At 61.4% G+C, this 22,838-nt stretch carries 24 protein-coding genes; 12 read left to right on the forward strand and 12 right to left on the reverse strand.

Translation table 11 applies throughout. The features are described from left to right. Positions 1-139: 139 nt before the first annotated feature. The 4 genes from cobT to BLW66_RS14225 all read right to left on the reverse strand — a co-directional run bounded on the left by cobT (position 140) and on the right by BLW66_RS14225 (position 4,193). Positions 140-2,020, reverse strand: a complete 1,881-nt coding sequence (gene cobT / locus BLW66_RS14210) for a cobaltochelatase subunit CobT (RefSeq protein ID WP_089947815.1) — start codon at positions 2,018-2,020, stop codon at positions 140-142. Further along, entirely contained in the window at positions 2,017-2,358 is a 342-nt protein-coding gene (locus BLW66_RS14215; protein WP_089947816.1) for a hypothetical protein, read from the reverse strand. Before BLW66_RS14215 ends, cobT begins: the two co-directional genes overlap by 4 nt. A gap of 62 nt (positions 2,359-2,420) precedes the next feature. After that, positions 2,421-3,407, reverse strand: coding sequence for a cobaltochelatase subunit CobS (cobS, locus tag BLW66_RS14220; protein ID WP_089947817.1), 987 nt, complete (start codon positions 3,405-3,407; stop codon positions 2,421-2,423). Between the two features lie 147 nt (positions 3,408-3,554). Then, entirely contained in the window at positions 3,555-4,193 is a 639-nt protein-coding gene (locus BLW66_RS14225; protein WP_089947818.1) for a J domain-containing protein, read from the reverse strand. A gap of 75 nt (positions 4,194-4,268) precedes the next feature. Here BLW66_RS14225 and BLW66_RS14230 point away from each other — a divergent pair, with 75 nt between their 5' ends. Then, complete coding sequence (locus BLW66_RS14230) at positions 4,269-4,526, forward strand: BolA family protein (protein ID WP_089947819.1); 258 nt, start codon at positions 4,269-4,271, stop codon at positions 4,524-4,526. A 30-nt stretch (positions 4,527-4,556) separates the two neighbouring features. Here the strand turns inward: BLW66_RS14230 and BLW66_RS14235 are convergent, their stop codons facing one another. From BLW66_RS14235 to gatB, 3 genes are all read right to left on the reverse strand, one after another. Beyond that, on the reverse strand, positions 4,557-5,006 hold the full coding sequence (locus tag BLW66_RS14235; protein ID WP_089947820.1) for a DUF4177 domain-containing protein: 450 nt from the start codon (positions 5,004-5,006) through the stop codon (positions 4,557-4,559). A gap of 475 nt (positions 5,007-5,481) precedes the next feature. Next, on the reverse strand, positions 5,482-6,129 hold the full coding sequence (locus BLW66_RS14240) for a hypothetical protein (protein WP_211664275.1): 648 nt from the start codon (positions 6,127-6,129) through the stop codon (positions 5,482-5,484). 94 nt (positions 6,130-6,223) lie between these two features. Beyond that, positions 6,224-7,738, reverse strand: coding sequence for an Asp-tRNA(Asn)/Glu-tRNA(Gln) amidotransferase subunit GatB (gene gatB, locus BLW66_RS14245; RefSeq protein WP_089947822.1), 1,515 nt, complete (start codon positions 7,736-7,738; stop codon positions 6,224-6,226). 228 nt (positions 7,739-7,966) lie between these two features. On the opposite strand from gatB, the gene BLW66_RS14250 reads away from it, so the two are divergent. Continuing rightward, positions 7,967-8,761: a transglycosylase SLT domain-containing protein gene (locus tag BLW66_RS14250; protein ID WP_244508653.1), complete on the forward strand. Its 795-nt coding sequence runs from the start codon at positions 7,967-7,969 to the stop codon at positions 8,759-8,761. A 132-nt stretch (positions 8,762-8,893) separates the two neighbouring features. Beyond that, complete coding sequence (locus BLW66_RS14255) at positions 8,894-9,280, forward strand: MAPEG family protein (RefSeq protein WP_089947824.1); 387 nt, start codon at positions 8,894-8,896, stop codon at positions 9,278-9,280. Between the two features lie 3 nt (positions 9,281-9,283). Here BLW66_RS14255 and BLW66_RS14260 read toward each other — a convergent pair whose 3' ends face one another. From BLW66_RS14260 to pepN, 3 genes are all read right to left on the reverse strand, one after another. Then, positions 9,284-10,162 (reverse strand): DMT family transporter, encoded by an 879-nt coding sequence (locus BLW66_RS14260; protein ID WP_244508654.1) that lies wholly within the window; start codon positions 10,160-10,162, stop codon positions 9,284-9,286. 27 nt (positions 10,163-10,189) lie between these two features. Beyond that, positions 10,190-10,945 carry an SDR family oxidoreductase gene (locus tag BLW66_RS14265; RefSeq protein WP_089947825.1) on the reverse strand — a complete coding sequence of 252 codons (756 nt, stop codon included), beginning with the start codon at positions 10,943-10,945 and terminating at the stop codon, positions 10,190-10,192. Between the two features lie 81 nt (positions 10,946-11,026). Beyond that, complete coding sequence (gene pepN / locus BLW66_RS14270) at positions 11,027-13,576, reverse strand: aminopeptidase N (RefSeq protein WP_089947826.1); 2,550 nt, start codon at positions 13,574-13,576, stop codon at positions 11,027-11,029. A gap of 117 nt (positions 13,577-13,693) precedes the next feature. Here pepN and BLW66_RS14275 point away from each other — a divergent pair, with 117 nt between their 5' ends. The 4 genes from BLW66_RS14275 (at position 13,694) to BLW66_RS14290 (ending at position 17,825) form a co-directional block, all read left to right on the forward strand. Beyond that, positions 13,694-13,897: a hypothetical protein gene (locus tag BLW66_RS14275; protein WP_089947827.1), complete on the forward strand. Its 204-nt coding sequence runs from the start codon at positions 13,694-13,696 to the stop codon at positions 13,895-13,897. Positions 13,898-14,262: 365 nt separating this feature from the next. Further along, positions 14,263-16,419 (forward strand): malate synthase G, encoded by a 2,157-nt coding sequence (locus BLW66_RS14280; protein WP_089947828.1) that lies wholly within the window; start codon positions 14,263-14,265, stop codon positions 16,417-16,419. A gap of 78 nt (positions 16,420-16,497) precedes the next feature. After that, positions 16,498-16,926: a GlcG/HbpS family heme-binding protein gene (locus tag BLW66_RS14285; protein WP_089947829.1), complete on the forward strand. Its 429-nt coding sequence runs from the start codon at positions 16,498-16,500 to the stop codon at positions 16,924-16,926. 122 nt (positions 16,927-17,048) lie between these two features. Further along, complete coding sequence (locus tag BLW66_RS14290) at positions 17,049-17,825, forward strand: gamma-glutamyl-gamma-aminobutyrate hydrolase family protein (protein ID WP_089947830.1); 777 nt, start codon at positions 17,049-17,051, stop codon at positions 17,823-17,825. 9 nt (positions 17,826-17,834) lie between these two features. Here the strand turns inward: BLW66_RS14290 and BLW66_RS14295 are convergent, their stop codons facing one another. Then, positions 17,835-18,131 carry an SCP2 sterol-binding domain-containing protein gene (locus BLW66_RS14295; RefSeq protein WP_089947831.1) on the reverse strand — a complete coding sequence of 99 codons (297 nt, stop codon included), beginning with the start codon at positions 18,129-18,131 and terminating at the stop codon, positions 17,835-17,837. 167 nt (positions 18,132-18,298) lie between these two features. Here BLW66_RS14295 and BLW66_RS14300 point away from each other — a divergent pair, with 167 nt between their 5' ends. From BLW66_RS14300 to BLW66_RS14315, 5 genes are all read left to right on the forward strand, one after another. Continuing rightward, positions 18,299-19,060, forward strand: coding sequence for an HpcH/HpaI aldolase family protein (locus tag BLW66_RS14300; protein ID WP_089947832.1), 762 nt, complete (start codon positions 18,299-18,301; stop codon positions 19,058-19,060). Positions 19,061-19,189: 129 nt separating this feature from the next. Beyond that, on the forward strand, positions 19,190-19,348 hold the full coding sequence (locus tag BLW66_RS17970; protein ID WP_170833487.1) for an RSP_7527 family protein: 159 nt from the start codon (positions 19,190-19,192) through the stop codon (positions 19,346-19,348). A gap of 166 nt (positions 19,349-19,514) precedes the next feature. Next, positions 19,515-20,186, forward strand: coding sequence for a DUF6778 family protein (locus BLW66_RS14305; RefSeq protein WP_089947833.1), 672 nt, complete (start codon positions 19,515-19,517; stop codon positions 20,184-20,186). A 58-nt stretch (positions 20,187-20,244) separates the two neighbouring features. Beyond that, the gene (locus BLW66_RS14310; protein ID WP_089947834.1) at positions 20,245-21,456 is read left to right on the forward strand and encodes an RSP_2647 family RNA methyltransferase; all 1,212 of its coding nucleotides are present in this window, start codon (positions 20,245-20,247) and stop codon (positions 21,454-21,456) included. Continuing rightward, positions 21,456-21,995, forward strand: coding sequence for an RSP_2648 family PIN domain-containing protein (locus BLW66_RS14315; protein WP_089947835.1), 540 nt, complete (start codon positions 21,456-21,458; stop codon positions 21,993-21,995). The genes BLW66_RS14310 and BLW66_RS14315 overlap by 1 nt, the downstream gene beginning before the upstream one ends. Here BLW66_RS14315 and BLW66_RS14320 read toward each other — a convergent pair. After that, positions 21,992-22,684, reverse strand: a complete 693-nt coding sequence (locus tag BLW66_RS14320) for a M48 family metallopeptidase (protein ID WP_089947836.1) — start codon at positions 22,682-22,684, stop codon at positions 21,992-21,994. The genes BLW66_RS14315 and BLW66_RS14320 overlap by 4 nt on opposite strands. Positions 22,685-22,838: the final 154 nt, after the last annotated feature.

The following is a 22,838-nucleotide window of genomic DNA, read 5'->3' on the forward strand; positions in this document are numbered from 1 at the left end:
GGGGGTGTGGCGCGTGAGGGATTGCGCCGCGGCTTCGCCGCGTCGCTACGCAGGGGAGGCGCTGCCTCCCCTGAACCCCTCCGAGGTATTTGTGAAGCAATGATGGGTTATGAAGCAATATTGGGGAAGGGTCCCGTTTCTAGCTGGCGCGTTTGATGCCCATGACGCGGGCACGGGCGCGCGGATCGCTGTCAAAGAGGGCGGCGAGCTGTTCCGTCATCGCACCGGCCAATTGTTCGACATCGGTAATTGTCACCGCGCGCTCATAGTAGCGCGTGACGTCGTGGCCGATGCCCACGGCAATCAGTTCGACGGCTTTGCGTTTTTCCACCATAGCGATCACATCGCGCAGGTGTTTTTCCAAGTAATTCGCGGGGTTGACCGACAATGTTGAATCGTCCACCGGCGCGCCGTCAGAGATCACCATCAGGATTTTGCGCGCTTCGGGGCGGCCCGTCATGCGTTTGTGCGCCCATTCCAGCGCCTCCCCGTCGATGTTCTCTTTTAACAAGCCTTCCTTCATCATCAGGCCCAAGTTATCGCGCGAGCGGCGCCATGGGGCGTCGGCGGATTTGTAGATGATATGGCGCAAATCGTTCAGGCGTCCGGGTTGCTGCGAGCGGCCATCGGCGAGCCATTCTTCGCGGCTGAGACCGCCTTTCCACGCGCGAGTGGTGAAGCCCAGAATTTCGGTTTTGACCTGACAGCGTTCCAACGTGCGCGCCAAGACATCGGCGCAGATCGCGGCGATGGAGATCGGGCGGCCGCGCATCGAGCCGGAGTTGTCGATGAGCAGCGTCACGCAGGTGTCGCGGAACTCCATGTCTTTTTCTTGCTTGAAGCTGAGCGGGGTGGTCGGGCTGACAACCACGCGCGCCAAGCGGCCCGCATCAAGGATGCCTTCCTCAAGGTCGAATTCCCACGAGCGGCTTTGCTGCGCCTGAAGGCGGCGTTGCAGCTTGTTGGCCAGCCGCGACACGGCGCCTTTTAGCGGGTCAAGCTGCTGGTCGAGGTAGGCGCGCAGGCGTTCCAACTCCGCCGGTTCGGCCAGATCTTCGGCGCGGATCACCTCGTCGTGCTCCGTTGAAAACACCTCGTAATTCGGGTCCGCGTCGGAATGGGGGGCGGGGGGCGGCGGGTCCATCGGGGCCTCGCCGTCGGGCATTTCTGCCTCCTCGCCCATTTCGGCGTCGGCCATGTCATCCAGCTGCACCGTGGCGGAGGCGGCGTCGTCTTGCTGCTCCTGACTTTGCTCGCCGGAGGCGTCTTCGTCCTCCGCGTTGTCTTCGTTCTCGGGGTTGGAGGTATCGTCTTGTTCTTGGTCCTGCTGGTCTTCGGAGGCCTCGTCTTCCTGATCCTCGTTGATGTCGTCAGGGTCTTCGCCCAGCTGGTCGCCGTAGCCCAGATCATCAATGATCTGGCGTGCAAATTTGGCGAAACTGGCCTGATCGGACAGCACGTCTTGCAGGTTTTCCAGCGTGCCGCCAGCGGCGCCCTCGATGAAGTCCTTCCACAGGTTCATCACATTGGCCGCATCGGCGGGCAGCTCGCGGCCGGTGGCCAGTTGGCGGATCATGTAGCCTGCTGCGACGGACAGCGGCACTTGGCCCGGCTCGGTCACTTGGCCGTAGCCTTTGCGCTCCGCCTCCGCGCCGATTTTGGCGTCGATGTTGCCTGCGGTGCCCGGCATGACGCGGGCGCCCATGGCTTCGCAGCGCGCGGTTTCCATCGCGTCGTAGAGTTCGCGCGCCATGTTGCCTTGGGGCAAATAGCGGTTGGCGGTGGTCGGGCTGTGGAAGCGGCGGCGCAACGCGAAGGCGTCCGCCGTGCCGCGGGCCAGCAACACCTCGGCCTTGGTCATGCGCCGCGTGACTTGCGGCAGGCGCACTTGGTCGTTGGTCATCCCCGGAGGGTCAACGGAGAAGGCGACGCCCAGATCAGGGTCATTGGCGAGGGTTTTGGTGGCCTCAGCCAGCGCCTTTTTGAACGGGTCGGCGGGGTTGTCGGATGGTTTGCTCATGGCGCTTTATAACCTGGATCTATTTTGACCTCGTGGAGATCTTCCAAGGAGCCATATGCGCCATCCTGAAGATCAACATAGTCTTCGGCACCGGAAAGGATTTGGCCCGACTCGTCCACCCAGCAAATTTTGGGCCTGAACGTCTTGCCGTTCAGCTCCACCGCGCAACGATCAAAGACGCGCGAGACGTCGTGGGTCAGCGCCTCTGCGTCTTCCTCGTCTTGCTCTTTGTCGCCTGTTTTCTGCAACAGGTTCAGCGCCAGAAGCGTCGGAGCGAAGGTCATCAACATTTCATGGTCCAACTCAACGTCTGTGCCGAGGGTCATTGAAATTTTCATGCGGGTCTCCAAAGGTTCAGGCCCAAACTGTCACCTTGACGGCTGGGATGGCTAGTAACGCGTCACCCCAAGCTCACACTCGCAGCGCTTTCCGGCAGTTCTTCGTCAAAGCAGCGCTGGTAGAATTCGGCGACTGTTTCGCGCTCCAACTCATCGCATTTGTTCAGGAACGAAAGGCGGAAGGCGTAGCCTACGTCATTGAAGATCAACGCGTTTTGCGCCCATGCGATGACGGTCCGTGGCGACATCAGCGTGGACAGATCGCCGTTCATGAAGGCGGTGCGGGTCAGGTCGGCGACGGTGACCATCTGGGAGACCGTCTTGCGGCGCTCCTCGGTGTTGTAGAACGGGTTCTTGGCCAGCACGATGGCGGCCTCCGCGTCGTGGGACAGGTAGTTCAGCGTGGTGACCAGCGACCAGCGGTCCATCTGGCCTTGGTTGATTTGCTGCGTGCCGTGGTAGAGCCCCGTGGTGTCGCCCAAGCCAACGGTGTTGGCCGTGGCAAAGATGCGGAAGTTGGGGTGCGGGGTCAGGACTTTGTTCTGGTCCAGCAACGTCAGCTTGCCGTCGATTTCCAGCACGCGCTGGATCACGAACATAACGTCGGCGCGGCCGGCGTCGTATTCGTCAAACACGATCGCGGTCGGGTTGCGCAGCGCCCACGGCAGGATGCCTTCTTGGAATTCGGTGACTTGCACGCCGTCTTTCAGCTTGATGGCGTCCTTGCCGATCAGGTCGATGCGGGAGATGTGGCTGTCGAGGTTCACGCGCACGCACGGCCAGTTCAGCCGCGAGGCCACCTGTTCAATGTGCGTGGATTTGCCCGTGCCGTGGTAGCCTTGGATCATCACGCGGCGGTTGTGGGTGAAGCCTGCCAAGATCGCCAGCGTGGTGTCGCGGTCAAACTTGTAGGTGCTGTCGATTTCTGGAACGCGGTCGGTGCGGTCAGAGAAGCCTTTGACCTTCATGTCGCTGTCGATCCCGAAAACTTCGCGGACCGAGATGTCCTCAGTGGGTTTCGCGGTCAAATCAATTGTGTCGTCAGCCATATCTACGTTCCCTCAGAATAACACTCACGGGATGCATCAAATTCTGGGCAAGGGCAAGCACTAGGCCCGACACTGAAATGATTTCGCGAGGTGGAGGCGGGGGCGTGTTTGACCATCGCCCGCGCCGAAAGTTCTTTGTGCTTTGGATTAGCCCGAGAAGTTGCGGCTGTCTTTCAGCTGGTCCCATGCCCAGACGACCTGCTGCAACTGCTCCTCATCGGTGCGGTTGCCGCCGTTCATGTCGGGGTGCAGTTCCTTGATCAGCGCCTTGTACTTCTTACGCAGGTCCGGCTTGCTCATGTGCACGGTGCCTTCCAGAATTTCCAGCGCCTTGCGCTCCATGGCGGGCAGCTTGCGTCCGGCGCCGTTGGGGTTGCGGCCCGGGTTGCGGGTGGCGTTTTCGCCCAGAACCGCCATCGGGTCGTCCACGCCAAGGCGCGACCACGCGCGCTGCTCCTCGCCCTTTTTCAACGGCTTGGTGGGGCGCTCCCAGACTTTGTCCGAGGACATCTGGCGCTCCATCTCTTCTTGGGTGTGCGTCTCGAAGAAGTTCCACTTCAGGTTGTACTCGCGCACGTGGGCTTGGCAGAACCAGTAGAAGTCATCCAGCACGTCGGGCGATTTGGGCGCACGGTATTTGCCCGGCTCTTCGCAGCCAGGGGCTTCGCAGGTGCGTTGGGATGTTTCAACGGCACCCGACATCCCACGGCGCCCTTTGGCGCGACGTGCCTTGTCGGTTTTCGCTGAAATATCGAACTCAAATGGATCAAACGGAGGACGCGCCATGACTTAACCTTTTAGACTCGGAGAAGACACCTTAGAGTTTTGAGCAGCGAGGTGAAGGGCAGTTTGGAAAAAAATATGAGCATTACACAAGAGATTGAGAATAAACTGCGCGAGGCCTTCGCGCCCAGCCGTCTTGAGGTGGTCGATGATAGTGAAAGCCATCGCGGTCACGGCGGCTATCAAGAGGGCGGGGAGAGCCACTTTAACGTGGCCATCAGCGCGCCGGTTTTTGCGGATATGTCCCGTATCCAGCGCCACCGTGCGGTGCATGCGGCGATTGGGCCCGACCTGATCGGGCGCATTCACGCGCTGGCTTTGGAGATCTCAGCCTAGCACAGCAAGGCTGTGGCGCTTTGGCAGGGGTTACTGCGCGGCGACATCGCCGGACTTCGGCGTGTCGCCAGCGGTCTCGTCGGATGCACTGTCGTCGCCCATGAACCCTTCGGACGCGGGGCCGTCGGTGCGGGTGAACACAGGCTCCGGACGGCTGTCGGCCACGGGGCGCTCCGCGCTTGGGGCGGGCACAACGGGGGCTGCGACCACAGGGGTGGTCACGGTTTCGTGAGCCGCGTCCTCAGAGACGATTTCGCGGCGGAAGACCAGCAGCGTGTGGTATTTGATCGTCTTGCCGGTCAGCCCTTGGCGTTCCTCGCAGGGCAGGGTTTCCGCGCGCTGGTATTCCCAGCCGTCGGCGGCCATCTCGTTCATCAGCACGCTGATGGTGTTGGCAAACTTGGCTTCAACGCCTTTGATCTTGCGCACGGACTTGCCTTTGCGCGGCGATGGAACGACTTGGTATTCATAATTTGGCATGGCACGTATCCCCCTGCACCGGAAGCCATCCTGTTACAAAAGCCCCGCAGGCGTGTCCAGCGAAAGCCGCCGCGCGCAGGCCGGATCGGCGGACGGTGGCTTTGCCACTCGCTAACCTCTTGGCGCTAGACCCTGACACCGGTACCGCGCGGCGGGGTGACGCCCTTCGCGATCAAGACACAGGAAACATGCGGCAGTCCGTTCGGGCTGCCAAAGTTTCGCGAAACAACGGCCGCTGGCGGGGAAACCCGTCGGGGGAACCGCATGGATCTGCCGTCTGCCTCAGGTGGCGCCACCCTTTCGCTAATAAGATGCGAGACGCTTCCCCCCGCGATGGCCCAACAGCCGTCAGCGGGTGGGGGTGTTTTATGTGGCATATACCGAAAGATGGCGTTTCCAAGGTTCAAATACCAGCTAAGCGGGGCGAAGTGATTTTCGGTGTGGTTGCGCAGATGGCGGCTTTCAGGCGCGAGCCTCACGGATAATCTGGGTAAGGAACTGTGAGATCAACGTCGGTTAGAAACTTCCTGTAGCCGCGGACAGAGTCTCTAAACTCGTTTACGGTGCCCAGCTCACGATCCTCGTAGGCATGAATCGCATTTCGACGGCTTTGGACAAGTTGAAACATCTCTCGATGTGCCTCGTTGAAAAGTTCCTCTTTAACAACAAATTTACGCAGGATATCGAGTGTTAGCCCATCAGGCTCTTTATGGGTCTTCTTCTTCTTGTCGTAAGCATTCGCATACACGAGCGCCTCAGTGTCCGCCTGAAAATCCGAATAGTAAATTGAAAAGAAGAGCTTCAGAGTTCCTTCAAGTAGCGCCCCTAGATTAGCCCAAGCCAAGATCAATTCCCCATCGGTCATTGGGTCGCGATCGATCCACAAATGAAGCGTTTCTGAAAGTGAGACCTGCCAGTCCAAGCGTGATTTGGAGAGCAAGTTTGCAGCATCGTCGGGTGCCCAGCCATGAGCAGAGGTCCAAAAAGCGGACAACTTAGCATTTAGTGATATAATTTCTTTAACTACTTCGGCACTATTTTCCGGTAACGCTTCGGCATCATAATTTCCCATTTCGCGAGGACCTTCACTGCAACCGTGCAGCGCCTGTAAATCATACTTCACATCTCAATGCGGCCATTCGTTCGCATCCGCCCCTTTCGGCTCAAAGCGGTCATCTAACGTGCTAGTCGATGACCGCTTCCTAAACCTCGAAGGATTACCCCCCCAGCTTCTTCGCCACCAGTTCGTTCACCGCTTTCGGGTTGGCCTTGCCGCCTGTGGCTTTCATCACCTGACCCACGAACCAGCCAGCCAGCTTGGGGTTGGCTTGCGCCTTTTCCACCTGTGCGGGGTTGGCGGCGATGATCTCGTCCAATGCGGCCTCGATGGCGCCTGTGTCGGTGACCTGCTTCATGCCGCGGGCTTCCACGATCTCGGCGGGGTCGCCGCCTTCGGTGTAGACGATCTCGAACAGGTCTTTGGCGATCTTGCCGGAGATCGCATCCGACGCGATCAGGTCGATGATCCCGCCCAGTTGGGCTGGGGAGACGGGGGACTCGGTGATGGCCTTGTCGTCGTCTTTCTTCAGACGGCCAAACAGCTCGTTGATCACCCAGTTCGCCGCCATCTTGCCGTCGCGGCCCTTGGCCACTTCTTCAAAATACGCCGCATCCGCCGTGTCCGCCGTCAGCACGGAGCTGTCGTAATCCGACAGGCCGAAGTCTTCCATGAAACGCAGGCGTTTCTCGTCTGGCAGCTCTGGCAAATGCGCGGCCAGATCGTCGACCCACGCTTGTTCAATTTCCAGCGGCAACAGGTCGGGGTCGGGGAAGTAGCGGTAGTCGTGCGCCTCTTCCTTGGACCGCATGGAGCGGGTTTCGCCCTTGTCCGGATCATAAAGGCGGGTCTCTTGATCGACCTTGCCGCCAGCCTCGACGATGGCGATCTGGCGCTTGGCTTCAACCTCAATCGCCTGCTGGATAAACCGCAGGGAGTTCATGTTCTTGATCTCGCAGCGCGTCCCCAGATGGGAGAAGTCGCCCGTGGCTTGGTACTTCTCGTACTGACCCGGCGCGCAGATCGACACGTTCACATCGGCGCGCATGGAGCCGTTTTGCATGTTGCCGTCACACGTCCCCAGATAGCGCATGATCTGGCGCAGCTTGGACACATAGGCGGCGGCCTCTTCGGGGCCACGAATGTCGGGCATGGAGACGATTTCCATCAGCGCCACGCCTGTGCGGTTCAGGTCCACGAAGGACATCGTCGGGTCCATGTCATGGATGGATTTGCCCGCGTCCTGCTCTAGGTGGATACGCTCGATGCGCACGGTGCGCGCCACGCCGGACCCTAGCTCGACCAGCACTTCACCTTCGCCCACGATGGGGTGGTAAAGCTGGGAGATTTGGTAGCCCTGCGGCAAATCGGGGTAGAAGTAGTTTTTGCGGTCGAAGGCGGAATAAAGATTGATCTCGGCCTTCAGCCCCAGCCCCGTGCGCACGGCCTGTGCGACGCATTCCTCGTTGATCACTGGCAACATGCCCGGCATGCCCGCGTCCACAAAGGCCACGTTGGAGTTCGGCTCCGCGCCGAATTTGGTCGACGCGCCGGAGAACAGTTTGGCGTTGGAGGACACCTGCGCGTGAACCTCAAGGCCAATCACCAGCTCCCAATCTTGCTTTGCGCCAGCAATCACTTTGGGCTTCGGGGTCTCATAGGTCAAATCAAGCATGGGGGATCTCCACTAGGTCGTGCGCGTTCTAGTTAAATTCCAAGCCTGCGGCAAGCAGACAAAGGCTTGGGGTGCCGGATTGTTTGCGCGGATTGCGGGGCCGGTTGCGCGCCTTGCCGCTGGCAATCATGTTCATACAGGCGAATTGTTGCGTGATTGGCGACAGTCTTGGGCGCGGATGGACATATTTGTTGTCAGCTTGGCCATTCTCTGGTCTGGATGATCGCCATGCGCTGCCACGCACTCATATTTGCCGCTTTGCTTGCGGCAGGGACTGCCTTCGCGCAGGCCCCGACCGTCAGCGCCGCGCCTGCGGCTGTGGCGGCGTCGCTCCCCATAGCCACGCCCAAAACGATCCGCCCGATCCCGCGCAATGACCACATCCCGCGCGCCCGTTGGGATTTCCGGCCCGAGGGACGGTTGTGGACGCGCACCACGCTACAGGCGCTCAAGGGGCACGGCCTGCCGCTGCTGAGCACAGTGCCGCATGACATCGCGGATTGGTGTCCGGCCTATGCCAGCAACGGTTTGGACAAGCGGGCGGCGTTCTGGAACGGGCTGCTGAGCGCGCTGGCGAAACATGAAAGCACATGGAAGCCCCGCGCCGTGGGCGGGGGCGGTTTGTGGTACGGGCTGACGCAGATTTTGCCGGGGACCGCGCGCGGCTACAAATGCCGCGTGGGGTCGGGGGAGGCGTTGAAAGACGGCTCCGACAACCTGAGCTGCGCGGTGCGTATTCTGGCCCACACGGTGCCGCGCGATAACGCGGTGGCGCGCAAGGCGAACGGCCGTTTGGGCGGTGTTGCGGCAGATTGGGGCCCGATGACCAAATCGGGCAAACGCAAGGAAATGGCGGGCTGGCTGCGCCGCCAGAAATACTGCAAGCCGCTGAGCGCGACCAAGCCGATCCCGCGGCCAAAGCAGATTGTGCAACTGGCCGCTGAACCGCGATCCGTTGCGAAAAGCCAGCCCCAAAAGCGGCCCGTGGATATCGCGAAAACCCCTGACACAACGGGGCAGTGAGTTCCGCGACCTGCCGCAAACTTGTATCTATGCCGTCAGCCCCCCGCGCGTGTCTGGCCTTGCAGTTATGGGATGGATTGTAGACATGGGCACAGCACAAGCTGCTCCCATTCAACTCACAGGACCTGATCTATGCCAATTATCGAACTCATCGCCGTTCTGGCTGTCTTCCAATACCTCTACTTCGGCTATCTGGTCGGCAAACAGCGCGGCATCAGCGGGCTGAAGGCGCCTGCAATGACTGGACACGACGGGTTCGAGCGCATGTACCGCGTGCAGATGAACACGCTGGAGCTAATGATCGCCTTTCTGCCCGCGCTGATGCTGGCGGGGCAATACTGGCCGGCGGTCGTGGTGGCCCCGATTGGCGCGATTTACTTGGTGGGGCGCATAATCTTCTGTCGCGCCTATGCGACCGATCCATCGACCCGTGGACTTGGCTTTATGCTGTCCTTGGGGCCAATCGCCGTGTTGCTGATCATGGCCCTTCTGGGCGCGGTGCTTGCTCTGGTTAACTAGCGGTTAATCCTGCGCGACCTGCTTGCCGCGCCACATGATAAATAGCCCCGATAGCACGATCAGGCCGGAGCCTATGATCATCGGGGCGGTCAGGGTCTCGCCAAACACGGCGAGGCCGATGGCGATGCCGAACAGCAACCGCGTGTAGCGAAACGGCGTCACGGCGGAGACTTCGCCCGTGCGCATCGCCTTCATCAGGCAGGCGTAGGCCGCAACGCCCGCGCCGATTGCGCCGAGCAGGTAGAGGCAGGTTTGCGGGTCGGGGGCCACGAAGGCCTGCCCCTGCCAAACCGCGTAAAGGCCGCCGGAAAAGGCCAACGCCAGAAAGCCGTAAAGTCCAAGGATCGACGTGCTTAACGCGGCGGGGGCGGCGCGGCTCGCAAGATCGCGCCCCGCAAACCCCAGCATCCCGATCACTGCCAGAATGGACAGCGCGGAAAAGCTGTCCGCACCGGGCCGGATGATCACCAGCACGCCGATCAGCCCGACGGCAATCGCCAGCCACCTGCGCCAGCCGACCTGCTCACCAAAGATCAACGCGGCCCCCGCAACCACCACCAGCGGGGTGGCTTGCAGAATAACCGTGGCGGAGGACAACGGTGTTAGCGCAAGGGCCAGCACGTAGAACAACCGCCCGAAGATCTCGAACACCACGCGGATGCGCATGGGGCGGGAAATGACGTCGGCGGTGTAGAGGCGTTCTTTGGTGATCAGCGCCACGGCGGCGAAAATCGCCGCGCCGCCCAGCCCGAAGATAACCATCGTCTGGCCCACAGGCAGGACGGTGGCGGCGGCCTTCACAAAGGCGTCCTCCACCGCGAAAATTGCCATGGCGGTGACCATCAGCAAGCTGCCGGTCAAGTTTGCGCTGCGGAGGGTCATGGGCTGTCCAGTTCTGACGAAGGGGTGTTACCGCCCGCCAGTCACGTCCAACGTGGTACCTGTGACGTAGCTTGCACCTTCGCCCATCAGAAACAAGATGGCGTGGGCACATTCTTCCGCGTCGCCTGCACGTTTCATCGGCACCGTGTCCGCCAGATCGTCGCAACGGTCGGGCAGGCCGCCTTTGCCGTGGATTGCGGTCTCGATCAAGCCGGGGCGGATCGCGGTGACGCGCACACCGTCCGGTGCAACCTCGTCGCTTAAGCCTTTGGTAAAGATGTCCAAACCGGCTTTGGTCGCGGCGTAATCCACATATTGGTTGGCCGACCCCAGTCGCGCCGCGGCGGAGCTTGTGTTGACGATCACGCCGCCGTCGCCACCAAAGGCGCGCGACATGCGCAGCACGCCTTGTTGCGCCACCAGCATCGCGCCGATCAGGTTCACGTCAACCATGCGGCGCAAGCGCTTGTAGGACATCTCCTCCACACGTTGCGGCTGATCCACGATACCCGCGTTGTTGACCAAAGCGTCCATCTGCGGGAAGGCGGCGTCAAACTCCTCAAAGATGCGTTCCACATCTTCGGGGTTGGACACGTCACCTTGGAACATGTGGGTGATGGCACCTTCCTGCTCGCACATCTGGGCGACCAGTTGGGCGCCCTTCAGGTCGCTGTTGTAATGGATGCCCACGTCATAGCCGCTTTTGGAGGCCAGAACGGCAGTCGCCGCCCCGATGCCGGAGCTTGCGCCAGTGATCAGAACTGTTTTGGTTTTACGCGCCATCTTGAGGCTCTTTCTTCAGTAGGTCGGTTTCGCGGGAATTATAGCACGGAGTGGGGCTTCAAAGGGGCCGAACTATGACTCCTATGCGTTCAAAATTCGGGTCACCATTTCCGACAGGTCGCCGCTGAGGTTCGGGGCGGCTTTGATCCGCTCCAGCGCGTCGCGCATCATGCCTTGGCGGTCGGCGTCGTAACGCGTCCACGTCTCGAAGGCGGTGGACATGCGCGCGGCGGTTTGCGGGTTCTTGGCGTCCAGCTTGATCAGCCAGTCCGCCAACAGCGCGTAGCCGGAGCCGTCGGGCGAATGGAAACCGGCCGTGTTGCCCGCGAGCGCCCCGAACACTGCGCGGAAGCGGTTTGGGTTGGTCAGGGTAAAGTCAGGATGCGCGGTCAGCGCTTCGGCCACCGCTGGGGCGGCGTCCAGCTTGGCAAAGCTCACCTGCATGGCGAACCATTTGTCGATGACCAAACGATCCTCTTTCCACTGCGCGTAGAAGGCTTTGCTGGCGTCCTCGCCCACTTCGGCGCGCAGCAGCGCACCGAGCGCGGAGAGTTGCTGGGTCATGTTGTCCGCGCCCTCAAACTGGGTGCGGGCCTGTGCGCCGCCGTCCAGACGGGTCAGCAGCGACAAGGCGACATTGCCCCACGCGCGTTTGCCAGCGGCGTCCGCGTCGGGGGAGAACGGCCCGTCCACCTGCATCTGCGCGTAGATGCGGGGCAGGGTGTCTTGCATGGCCTGTGCGATGGATTGGCTGAGCGTTTGGGCGGTCAGGTATATCTTGGTCGGATCCGGCGTCACGCCGCCGTCAAACAGCGCCTGCGCGATGTCGTCGCCGGAGGGTAGGGAGAAGACCAGCGCTTTGAACGCTGGGTCCAGCGTGTCGTCGCGGGCGACCGCCAGCAGCGCGTCAAGGTAGGCCTGATCAGGGGCCGCGTCCTCTGTCACCATGCGGATCATCACGTCGCGCGCCAAGGCGCGGCCTGCTTCCCACTTGTTGAACGGGTCGGTGTCATTGGCCAGCAGGAAGGCGCGGGTCAGGTTGTCTTGGTCTTGCTGCAAGATGATCGGCGCGGAGAAGCCGCGGTTGATCGACGCGATGGGCAGCGCATCCAGCCCTGTGAAGCGGAAGGCGTGCACGTCATCGGTGACCTCGCAGATGCGGGTCGCTTGGATTTCCTCGCCCGCCTCGTTCAGTAGCCCCACGGCAATCGGGATGACCTTCGGGTCTTTCACGTCTTGGCCCGGTGTGGGTGGTGTGTGCTGCGTGAAGGTCAGCGTGTAAGTGCCATCTTTCCAAGCCTCTTTCACCGATACGCGCGGCGTGCCGGCCTGCGTGTACCACAGCTTGAACTGCGCAAGGTCGCGGCCTGTGACCTCCTCGAAGCAGGCCTGCCAATCCTCAATGGTGCAGGCTTGGCCGTCGTGGCGGGTGAAGTACAGATCGCACCCTTTGTAATAGGCGTCGTCGCCGATCAGCGTCTTCAGCATGCCGATGACTTCGGCACCCTTCTCGTAGACCGTGGCGGTGTAGAAGTTGTTAATCTCCACGAAGCTGGTCGGGCGCACGGGGTGCGCCAGCGGGCCGTTGTCTTCGCGGAACTGGCGCGCGCGCAGGGCAATCACGTCTTCGATGCGCTTCACAGCGGGCGAGCGCTCGTCAGAGGTGAACTGGCTGTCGCGGTAGACCGTCAGGCCTTCCTTCAGGCATAGCTGGAACCAGTCGCGGCAGGTGATGCGGTTGCCGGTCCAGTTGTGGAAATACTCATGCGCGATGATGGCTTCGATCCGCTCGAAGTTGGCATCGGTGGAGGTCTCGGGGGAGGCCAGAACGGCGGACGAGTTGAAAATGTTCAGACCCTTGTTTTCCATCGCCCCCATGTTGAAGTCATCCACGGCGACGATGTTGAACAGGTCCAGATCGTATTCACGCCCGTAAACTTTTTCGTCCCACGCCATGCTGCGCTTTAGCGCGTCCATGCCAAAGGCGCATTTGTTCAGGTCACCGGGGCGGACCCAGATGTTCAGCTCTACCTCTTTGCCGGACATGGTGGTGAAGGTGTCAGGGTGGTTGACCAGATCACCGGCCACCAACGCGAACAGATACGCGGGCTTGGGCCACGGGTCGTGCCACTTGCCGTCGCCAAGGTCGTTGCCGTTCGACAGTTTCACCGTCTCTTCGCCCTCAATCGTGACAGAGAAGACGGCCATCACGTCGGGGCGGTCCGGATAGTAGGTGATCTTGCGAAAGCCCTCCGCCTCGCATTGGGTGCAGTACATGCCGTTCGACATATAAAGCCCCTCCAGCGCGGTGTTGGTGGAGGGGCTGATCTCCACCTCTGCCTCGAAGATAAACGGCGCATCTGGGGCAATCGCGGTCAAACCTAGGTCCGTGACCTTGGCGTTCGCGTCTTGGCCGTCGATGGTGGCGGAGATCAGTTTCAGCTGTTCGCCGTGCAGATAAAACGTGCGGTCGGCGGTGTCGGGATTGGGGCGGAAGGCGATGCGCGAGAGCACCCGCGTGGCGGTGGGGTGCAGCTTGAACGTCAGCTCGACAGTGTCCACCAGATAGGCGGGCGGGGTGTAATCGCTGAGGAAGATTTCCAAAGGGGCGGCAGGGCTGGCGTCTTTCATGGGGGCTCCGTTCGACAAATCAGGGAACTAATGTCGCGCGGGCACGTTAGGTCTGTGAAGCGAGGCGCGCAACCGCAATGCGCCGTGATAACTGGAACGTTTAAGAGGAGTGATACTATGTCCGCCCCCGATACCAACGTCGATAAGCAAGCCCGAGAACACAAGGCGCCGCTGGTCGGCATCGCGGGCGTCCTGACCTTTGCCGGTGCCCTTTTGGTTGCCCTGATTATTTGGGTCGTGTCCATGGGCGGAGAGCCCGAGGGCGCAGACGTCCAAGTTGACGGTCGCACCGGTCAAGCCTCTGTGGTCGAGACGGAGTAGCTGCCCCTCCCGCCTCCCACAGCACCTGAGGGCTAGCCTGTCACGCACAGGCTGGCCCTTTTTTATGTCCAAATTCAATTGACACGCGCGGCCATGTGACCAAGCTCTGCCCGACGTCCACGGCGGAGCTTGAAGGCCATGCCAAGTCGTAACACCGCAGCCTTCGCCTCGTTCATGTTTCTGCTGTTCTTGGGAACGGTCTGCTCCGCGATGGGGGCCCTCCTGTTGGGGCGGTGCTATAGGGCGGGCTGAAATCTGCAGATTGGTAAGGTAATTTTACCATTCTTGTTGCCTATCGGAAACTTATTTCCTAGATAGCAAATGACAGCATCCGGCAAGCGCCGCCCAGCGAAGGGAATTTCACAATGACGAACGGCACCGCAACACGTGTAGAGAAACATGGCCTACAGGTGGACAGCCTTCTGGCTGACTTTGTCGAAACGCGGGCGTTGCCGGGGACGGGCGTGGCGGCGGATGACTTCTGGAAAGGGTTCTCCGCGCTTGCGCATGATCTGGGGCCAAAGAACAAATCACTGTTGGAGAAGCGCGAGAGCCTACAAAGCCAGATTGACGCGTGGCACGCGGCGCGGCGCAATCAGGTGCATGACCACGCGGCCTATAAGGCGTTTCTGACCGAGATCGGATATTTGCTGCCGGAGGGCGGGGACTTCGAGATCGATACCGCCAATGTGGACCCCGAAATAGCAACGATCGCAGGGCCGCAACTGGTGGTGCCCATCACCAACGCGCGCTACGCGCTGAACGCGGCGAACGCGCGCTGGGGCAGCCTTTACGATGGCTTCTACGGCACCGACGCCATGGGCACGCCAGCACCGAAAGGCGGCTACGACAAGGGGCGCGGGGCGAGGGTTGTCGCCCGTGCGCGGGTGTTCTTGGATGAAGCCTTCGCGCTGGACGGCACCAGCCACGCCGACGCGCGGCGCTACCATGTGCGCGGGGGGGCACTGTTGGTTGATGACATGCCATTGGCGGACCCGTCGAAATTTGTCGGCTATAAAGGCCACCCCAAAGCGCCAAGCGCGGTGCTGCTGCGCAACAACGGTTTGCATGTGGAACTGGTGTTTGACCGCACCCACGCGATCGGCAGCCACGACCAAGCGGGCTTGGCCGATGTGCGGATGGAAAGCGCGGTCTCCGCGATTATGGACTGCGAGGATTCGGTGGCCTGCGTTGACGCCGAGGACAAGGTGCAGGCGTATTCCAACTGGCTGGGGCTGATGCGCGGCGACTTGCAAGAAGAGCTGGAAAAAGGCGGCAAGACCATCACCCGTAAGCTGTCGAACGATCTGACGTTTACCGCGCCGGATGGCGGCGAATTGGTGGTCAAAGGCCGCGCCTTGATGTTGGTGCGCAATGTGGGGCACCTGATGACCAACCCCGCCGTGCTGACCCGCGACGGCGGCGAGGTGTTCGAGGGGCTGATGGATGCAATGATCACCACGCTGATCGCCATGCATGACCTGCAAAAATCCGAAGGCTTGCGCAATTCACACCACGGCTCCGTCTATGTGGTGAAGCCGAAGATGCACGGGCCGGAAGAGGTGGCGTTCACGGATGAGATATTCACCCGCGTTGAGCGCATCTTGGGCCTGCCTGCCAACACCGTGAAGCTGGGCATCATGGATGAGGAGCGCCGCACGACGGTGAACCTGAAGCAATGTATTTTTGCCGCCAAATCGCGCGTGGCCTTTATTAACACAGGCTTTCTCGACCGCACGGGCGACGAAATCCACACCTCCATGGAGGCGGGGCCGTTTTCGCGCAAGGACTTCATCAAGCGCAAGGCGTGGATCGGCGGCTATGAGAACCGCAACGTGGATATCGGGCTGGAGTGCGGCCTGTCGGGTCGCGCACAGATCGGCAAGGGCATGTGGGCCATGCCGGATCTGATGGCAGCGATGATCGAGCAAAAGATCGAGCACCCCAAGTCGGGGGCCAACTGCGCATGGGTGCCGTCGCCCACCGCCGCGACGCTGCACGCGCTGCATTACCACAAGATTGATGTCTTTGCGGTGCAGGACAAGCTGAAGGCAGGGGGGCGGCGCGCCCATGTCGAGACAATTCTGGACATCCCGTTGGCGACCTACCGCATGTGGTCCGAAGAGCAGATCATGCGCGAAGTCGAAAACAACGCCCAAGGGATTTTGGGCTATGTGGTGCGCTGGATTGATCAGGGGGTTGGCTGCTCCAAAGTGCCGGATATGAACAACGTGGGCCTGATGGAAGACCGCGCGACCTGCCGGATTTCGAGCCAAGCCTTGGCCAACTGGCTGCACCACGGCGTGGTGTCGGAGGATGCGGTGATGGGGGCGATGCAGAAGATGGCCGCCGTGGTGGATGCACAAAACGCGCAGGACGCGAGCTACACGCCGATGGCGCCGGGCTTTGACGGGATCGCGTTCCAAGCGTGCTGTGATCTGGTGTTCAAAGGGCGTGTCCAGCCGTCGGGCTACACCGAGCCGGTGCTGCATGCGCGGCGTTTGGAGCTGAAAGCCAGCTGAGCGTATGGCGCTGGCCTGCGTGGGGCGCTGCCCCACACCCCGAGGTATTTCTGAAGCAATGATGGGAGGCCAGACAGGATGGCTGGAGTTTCTTTGAACAAGGCGCGCACGATTGTGCGCAAGACGATTGCCAAGGGGCGGGAGTTGGAGTTGAAGCCACTGTCCGTGGTGGTGCTGGACGCGGGCGGGCACGTGCAAGCGTTCGAGCGCGAGGACGGCGCATCGCCCGGACGGTTCGACATTGCGCGCGGCAAGGCTTACGGCGCGGTGATGCTGGGCATGTCGGGCACGGCGCAGATGGAGCGCGCCGAGCAACAGGCGTATTTCATGAACGCGGTTAACGGCGTCTTTGGCGGCGCGGTGGTGCCTGTGCCGGGGGGCGTGCTGCTGCGCGACGCCAAGGGTGCGGTGATCGGCGCTGTGGGCGTGACGGGCGACACATCGGCCAATGACGCGATTGCGGCCACGGCAGGGATCGAGGCTGCGGGGCTTACGGGCGAGGTTTAAGCACAGCTGCCCAAATAACGGGCTGTGCGCCCGCGCGCAGAGGGTCTGTGCGCGGGCGCGTCTATACCTGCGGCGCGCCATGGGTTAGATCAGTCAGACTGGTTTAACGGAGTATGAGTGGTATGGCGCGCCCTGTTGTTGGAATTATTGGCAACTCCTATCTGATCAACGACACATTTCCCGCCCATGCGGCGGGCAGCATGAATTGCGAGGCGGTGGCACAGGTGTCGCGGGCCTTGCCGGTAATTGTGCCGTCTTGTCCGTCCCTGATTGACGTTGATGAATTGATGGCGCGGTGCGACGGCTTTTTGTTCACCGGCGGGCGCCCGAATGTGCACCCAGAGGAATACGGCGAGGCGGAGACCGAGGCGCATGGCGCGTTTGATCGCGCACGGGACCGTCTGGCCTTGCCGCTGATCCGCGCCTGCGTTGAGCGCGGCTTGCCGATTTTGGGGATTTGTCGCGGCTTTCAAGAGGTGAATGTGGCGATGGGTGGCTCGCTCTACCCCGAGATCCGCGACCTTCCTGGGCGGATGAACCACCGGATGCCGCCCGACGGTACGGTCGAGGAAAAATTCGAGCTGCGCCACAGCGTGACCTTCACCGAGGGCGGGCCGTTTCACGAGTTGATGGGCGCGCGCGAAGTGATGACCAACACGCTGCACGGCCAAGGCATCAAGCAGGCGGGCGAGCGGGTTGTCATCGACGGGCTGGCCCCTGACGGGACGCCGGAGGCGATCTACATCAAGGACGCACCGGGCTTTTGTCTGTCGGTGCAGTGGCATCCGGAATACCGCGCGGCAGAGGACCCCGTGTCGCGCCCGTTGTTCGAGGCGTTCGGGGCTGCGGCGCAGGCTTGGGCCGAGGGCGCGCGGCCGCAGATACTGAAATCGGCTTAGGCCTTTGACCTAGGTCGTCAGAACTTCACTGACTTTCAGCGCGCGCATCTGGTTGCCGTCGACTTTGAGCTTTCCCGTCATCACCGCGGTGATCGGGTTTTGCGAGCCGTCGAGGATGGCGCGAAACACCGCTTCGCTAGCCTTCAAGGTAACGTCGGCCTCTGCGTCGGCGTCAGAGGGGGCGGCGCCTGTCTCGGACAAAAGGACTGTGCCCTGATCGGTGATCACCAGTTTGGCGGTGCCTTTGATGGCGCCTTTGGCTTTGGCGTCCAGCAGGGCGGTCAGGGCGTCTAGGTGGGTGGACATGAAGTGTGCTCCGGCGAAGTGACGTTCGCGTCAATCTGGCGATGGTTTACGGGCTGGGGCAAGCGGGACGTTGCGTCATGGTGTGTGCGTCTTTGCGGCGCTCAGCGGTTGCCAGTGGCGGAGTTTGGGCCTTTTATGCGGTGAGCCATATCAAGGAGCGACGGGTCATGGGGTTTGCAGATTTTAAGGTTCGGATGTTGTCCGGCGAGCGGTTGCTGGGCACGTTCGTCAAAACGCCCTCGGTCGAGATGGTGGAGTTGCTGGCGCTGGCGGGGTTGGACTTTATCTGCCTTGACGCGGAGCACGCGCCGTTTGACCGGATGCGCCTAGACGCCTGCCTTGCGGTGGCGCGGGCGCTGGACCTGCCCACATTGGTGCGGGTGCCGTCGGGCAACCCTGATGACATCCTGAAGGTCATGGACGCGGGGGCGGTGGGCATTGTGGTGCCGCATGTGGATACGGCCGAGAAGGCGCGGGCGGTGTCGAAGGCGGCGCGCTTCGGGCATGGCGGGCGCGGCTTTGCGGGCTCCACCCGATGGGCGGGCTATGCGACGCGGTCTATGGCGGAGGTTCTGGCGCAATCCAAGTCGGAGACGGTGGTGATCGTGCAGATCGAGGAGCCCGAGGCCGTGGAGGCGATTGACGACATCGCAGGTGCTGCAGGTGTGGACGGGGTGTTTATCGGACCTGCTGATCTGTCGGTCTCATACGGAGAGACCTCCACAGACAATGACCACTTGAGACAGGCAATGACCCGCGTGGGGGATGCGGCCTGCGGGGCTGGTGTGGCTTATTGCACATGGGTGCCCGACGCGCAGACGGCGAAGGCGGTGGGGAGCTACGGGTTTACGCTGTTTGTGATCGGGTCGGAGCACGCGTGGATGCTGGCGGGGGCGCGGGCCGCCGTTGCCAGCATGAACAGCGAATGACCTAACGTCAGGGGGTTACGGAGGAGTTATGCATCTGCAGCATAGCGGAAATTCCTCTTTTGGCAGGTGCAGCATTTCGAGTGGTGACCTATGTTTGTTTCAACGCACAGATTAACAAGGACTGTTGAAATGAACTTCGACGACACAAAATCCATCAATATCGAAGCTATCGAACTTGAAGCCCGCAAAATGCGCGCTGAGTACACAGCACAGCTGCTGTCCTCTGCCGGCGCATGGATCGCCTCCAAGTTCACTGTCTCTGGTTGGGTCGGCTCCAAAACCGCCTAATCTCATTGCAAAACGGCCCCAATAGTGGCCCGCAATGACTGAACAAATCCCGGTTCCGCCTTTAAAGCGGTCCGGGATTTTCTCATTTCTGCCTGATTCAACCGTCAAATTCAGCTCAATCTTAAACAAAATGCGCTCAACTCCGTGCGCTGGAAAGGTTGAGAAGATGAAATTGACCAGATTTATCGCCGGATTTGCCGTTGCCGTGGGACTGAGTGCCTGCGCCGCGTCCGGCCCCGTGACCGAGACCGCCAGCCGGAACGCGCAAGACCTGACACCTATCGTGGCCTCAGAGTTGACGCTGCGCAGTGTTGACTGGCGTTTGGAAGACGTGCGGGTGCTGGTGCCGGGGGATCTGAAGGTTTCCGAGGCGAACCGGTATTACCCGATTGCCGACATCGTTTGGCGTGAAGACCCGTATGGCGACCGCCACGCGCAGGTTGCGAAGATCATTGACGATGGCATCACCAGTGGCCTGACGCACCTGAACGGCGACCGCCCTGTCTACTTTGACCTGACGGTGAAGCGCTTCCACTCCTTGACCGAAAAGACGCGCTATTCTGTCGGTGGGGTGCACAACATCGTCTACACCCTGACTGTTGTAGATGCGGCCACTGGCGTGGCGCTGCACGGCCCGATTGAGATGAAAGTTGCGTTGAAAGCCTTTGGCGGCGACCAAGCGGTTGCTGCGGAGCGTCGCGGCGAGACCCAAAAAGTGCGCATTCAGAGCCACTTGGCCAGCTTGATGCGCCAAGCCTTCAATGGCGGGCAGGAAATGCGCGTGGTGGCGAAGGCCGCTGTGGCCCCACAAGGTGCCTACACAGGCGTTATCCAATAAGCGGATAAGCCTCACACACGGGCTTTCGCCCGATGAAAATAAAGACTAAGGGAGGGATATGACATCCCTCCCTTTTTCCGTTTCGCCCTATCCTGTAATCCGACTGAAGCCTAAGGCCAACGCCCTGACCATCCGTGGCGGCGCCCCTTGGGTCTATGCCGACGAACTGGTCACGGACCGCCGTGCGCGGCGTCTTGAGCCAGGCTCCTTGGCCGTCTTGGAGGATAGCGACCGCGAGCCAATCGCCGTGGTTACCATCAACAATGAATCGAAGATCATTTGCCGCGTCATGGACCGAGATCCTGCCGCCGTTCTGGATCAGGATTGGCTGCTGGCGCGTGTGCGCCGCGCCTTGGCACTGCGCGAACATCTATATGATGCGCCGTTCTACCGTCTAATCCATGCGGAGGCCGACGGCCTGCCGGGCGTGATCGTTGACCGCTTTGGCGACGTTCTGGTGATGCAACCGAACGCGGCTTGGGCGGAAACTGCCTGCGAAGGTTTGGCCGCCGCATTGGTCGAAGTGACCGGTGCAAAGACGGTGTACAAGAACGCGGCGGGCCGTGCCCGTGGCTTGGAAGGCTTGGACGATGTGTCGTCCTTCCTGATCGGCAATCACGAGGGGCTGATCGAAGTCCCGATGAACGGCGCAACCTATATGGCGGACGTCGTTGAGGGCCAGAAGACCGGCCTGTTCTTTGACCAACGCGACAACCACGCATGGGCGGCGAAGCTGCACAAAGGCGGGCGCGTGCTGGACGTGTTCTCCCACGTGGGGGGCTTCTCGCTGGCGGCTTTGGCGTCGGGGGCAGAGGCCGCAGTCGCGGTTGACGGATCCGAGGCCGCGCTGGCCTTGGCGGAAAAGGGCGCGGACGCGTCCGGCGTGGCGGATAAGCTCACCACCCGCAAGGGCGACGCCTTCAAGGTGATGGAAGCCTTGGCGAGCGAGGGCGAATTGTTCGACGTGGTGGTTGCGGACCCGCCCGCCTTCGCGCCGAACAAGCAGGCGCTGTCTAACGGGCTGACGGCGTATAGCCGCGTGGGCTCCATGGCGGCGAAGCTGGTGAAGCCGGGCGGCTATCTGGTGCTGTGCTCGTGCTCGCACGCGGCGGACCTGACGAAGTTTCGCCAAGCCAGCTTACGCGGTGTCGGTCGGGCAGGGCGTCAGGCGCAGATCATCCACACGGGCTCTGCCGGTGCGGATCACCCGCTGCATCCGGCCTTGGCCGAAAGCGGCTACCTGAAGGCCATCTTCCTGCGGCTTGACTGATGCGGGCGTTGCTTGACGCCTGCGTGATCTATCCCACCGTGCTGCGTGAAGTGCTGGTGGGATGCGCGGGGTTGGGCCTCTATGACGCCTTGTGGTCCGAGCGCATTCTAGAGGAATGGGCACGGGCCACGGTCAAACTGGGGCCGGAGGCCGAGGTGCAGGCGCGCGGCGAGGTGGCCGTGCTGAAAGCGCAGTTCCCCAATGCCAGTGTGCGCCCGCGCGAGGGCGACATGGCGCGGCTGCATTTGCCGGATGTGAACGACATCCACGTGCTGGCGGCGGCGATTGCCGGATCGGCGGATGTGATCGTGACGATGAACGCGAAGGACTTCCCGCGCCAGACCTTAGCGTTTGAGGGGCTAAAGCGGCTCAGCCCTGACGAGTTCTTAATGGATTTATGGTTAGACACCCCCGAGGCGGTCGAGCAGGTCGTGCGCGGCGTCCATAAAGTGGCCTGCGAGATGTCGGGGGAGGCGTTGGATTTACGCGCCTTGATGAAACGCGCGCGTTTGCCGCGCTTGGGCAAGGCAATCGGCTAGGCGTCTGTGACGCCCCATTTGGCCTCGCGCGCCTCGATCGCGGCGATGCGTTCGGCGGTTTTCGGATGGCTCAGCAACCATGCCGGTGTGCCCGCCCCCAGACTGCCTGTCAGCGTGTCCAGTTTCTTGAACAGTGACTTTTGCGGCGCGGTGCCAATGCCCGCTTTGGTGAGCAGGGCGGAGGCATAGGCGTCCGCCTCGTATTCATCGCTGCGCGACAGGCGGGCGGCCAGCATGGAGGTCAGCATATTGGCGATCCAGACGCCGACCCCGGGGATGATGCGGCCCAACACGGTGGCCAAGGCCACGCGAATGGCGTTCTGGCCGGAAAAGTCGATCATCCGGCGGCGGGAGTGACCAAGGGCCACGTGGCCCAGCTCATGCGCGATGACGGAGGCCATTTCAGCCGCGCTGACTTCGCCCGATTTATACTTGTTGAAAAACCCGCGCGTGATGAAGATGCGCCCGTCGGGGGCGGCAAGGCCGTTGATCGGCTCTATCTCATAGATGTGGACCTTGATCTTGGGCAGGTCCAGAGCGCGCGCCATATCGAGATTCAAGAGATCCAGATCGGGGTCATTGAGCAGCGTCGACTGCTGATCCAGCGTGCGTGCGGTGTTCCATGCGGAGAATTTATACATCACCAGCGCGTAGATGATGGCGATCAGGATCGGGGTAAATTTCAACATACCTATAGATATGGGCCGCTGGCAGGGCGCAGGCAAGCTTTATCGAGTCGGGCGGATTCGGGGGCGTATTTCACCGGTCTCACGGTCCGTGATCCGGTTCTCACGGCGGCGTGATCGCGTGCGCGAGAGGGGATGTTTTGCTGTGCATCAATGC

The sequence above is a fragment of the Litoreibacter albidus genome (assembly GCF_900107015.1).
Lineage (GTDB): Bacteria > Pseudomonadota > Alphaproteobacteria > Rhodobacterales > Rhodobacteraceae > Litoreibacter > Litoreibacter albidus.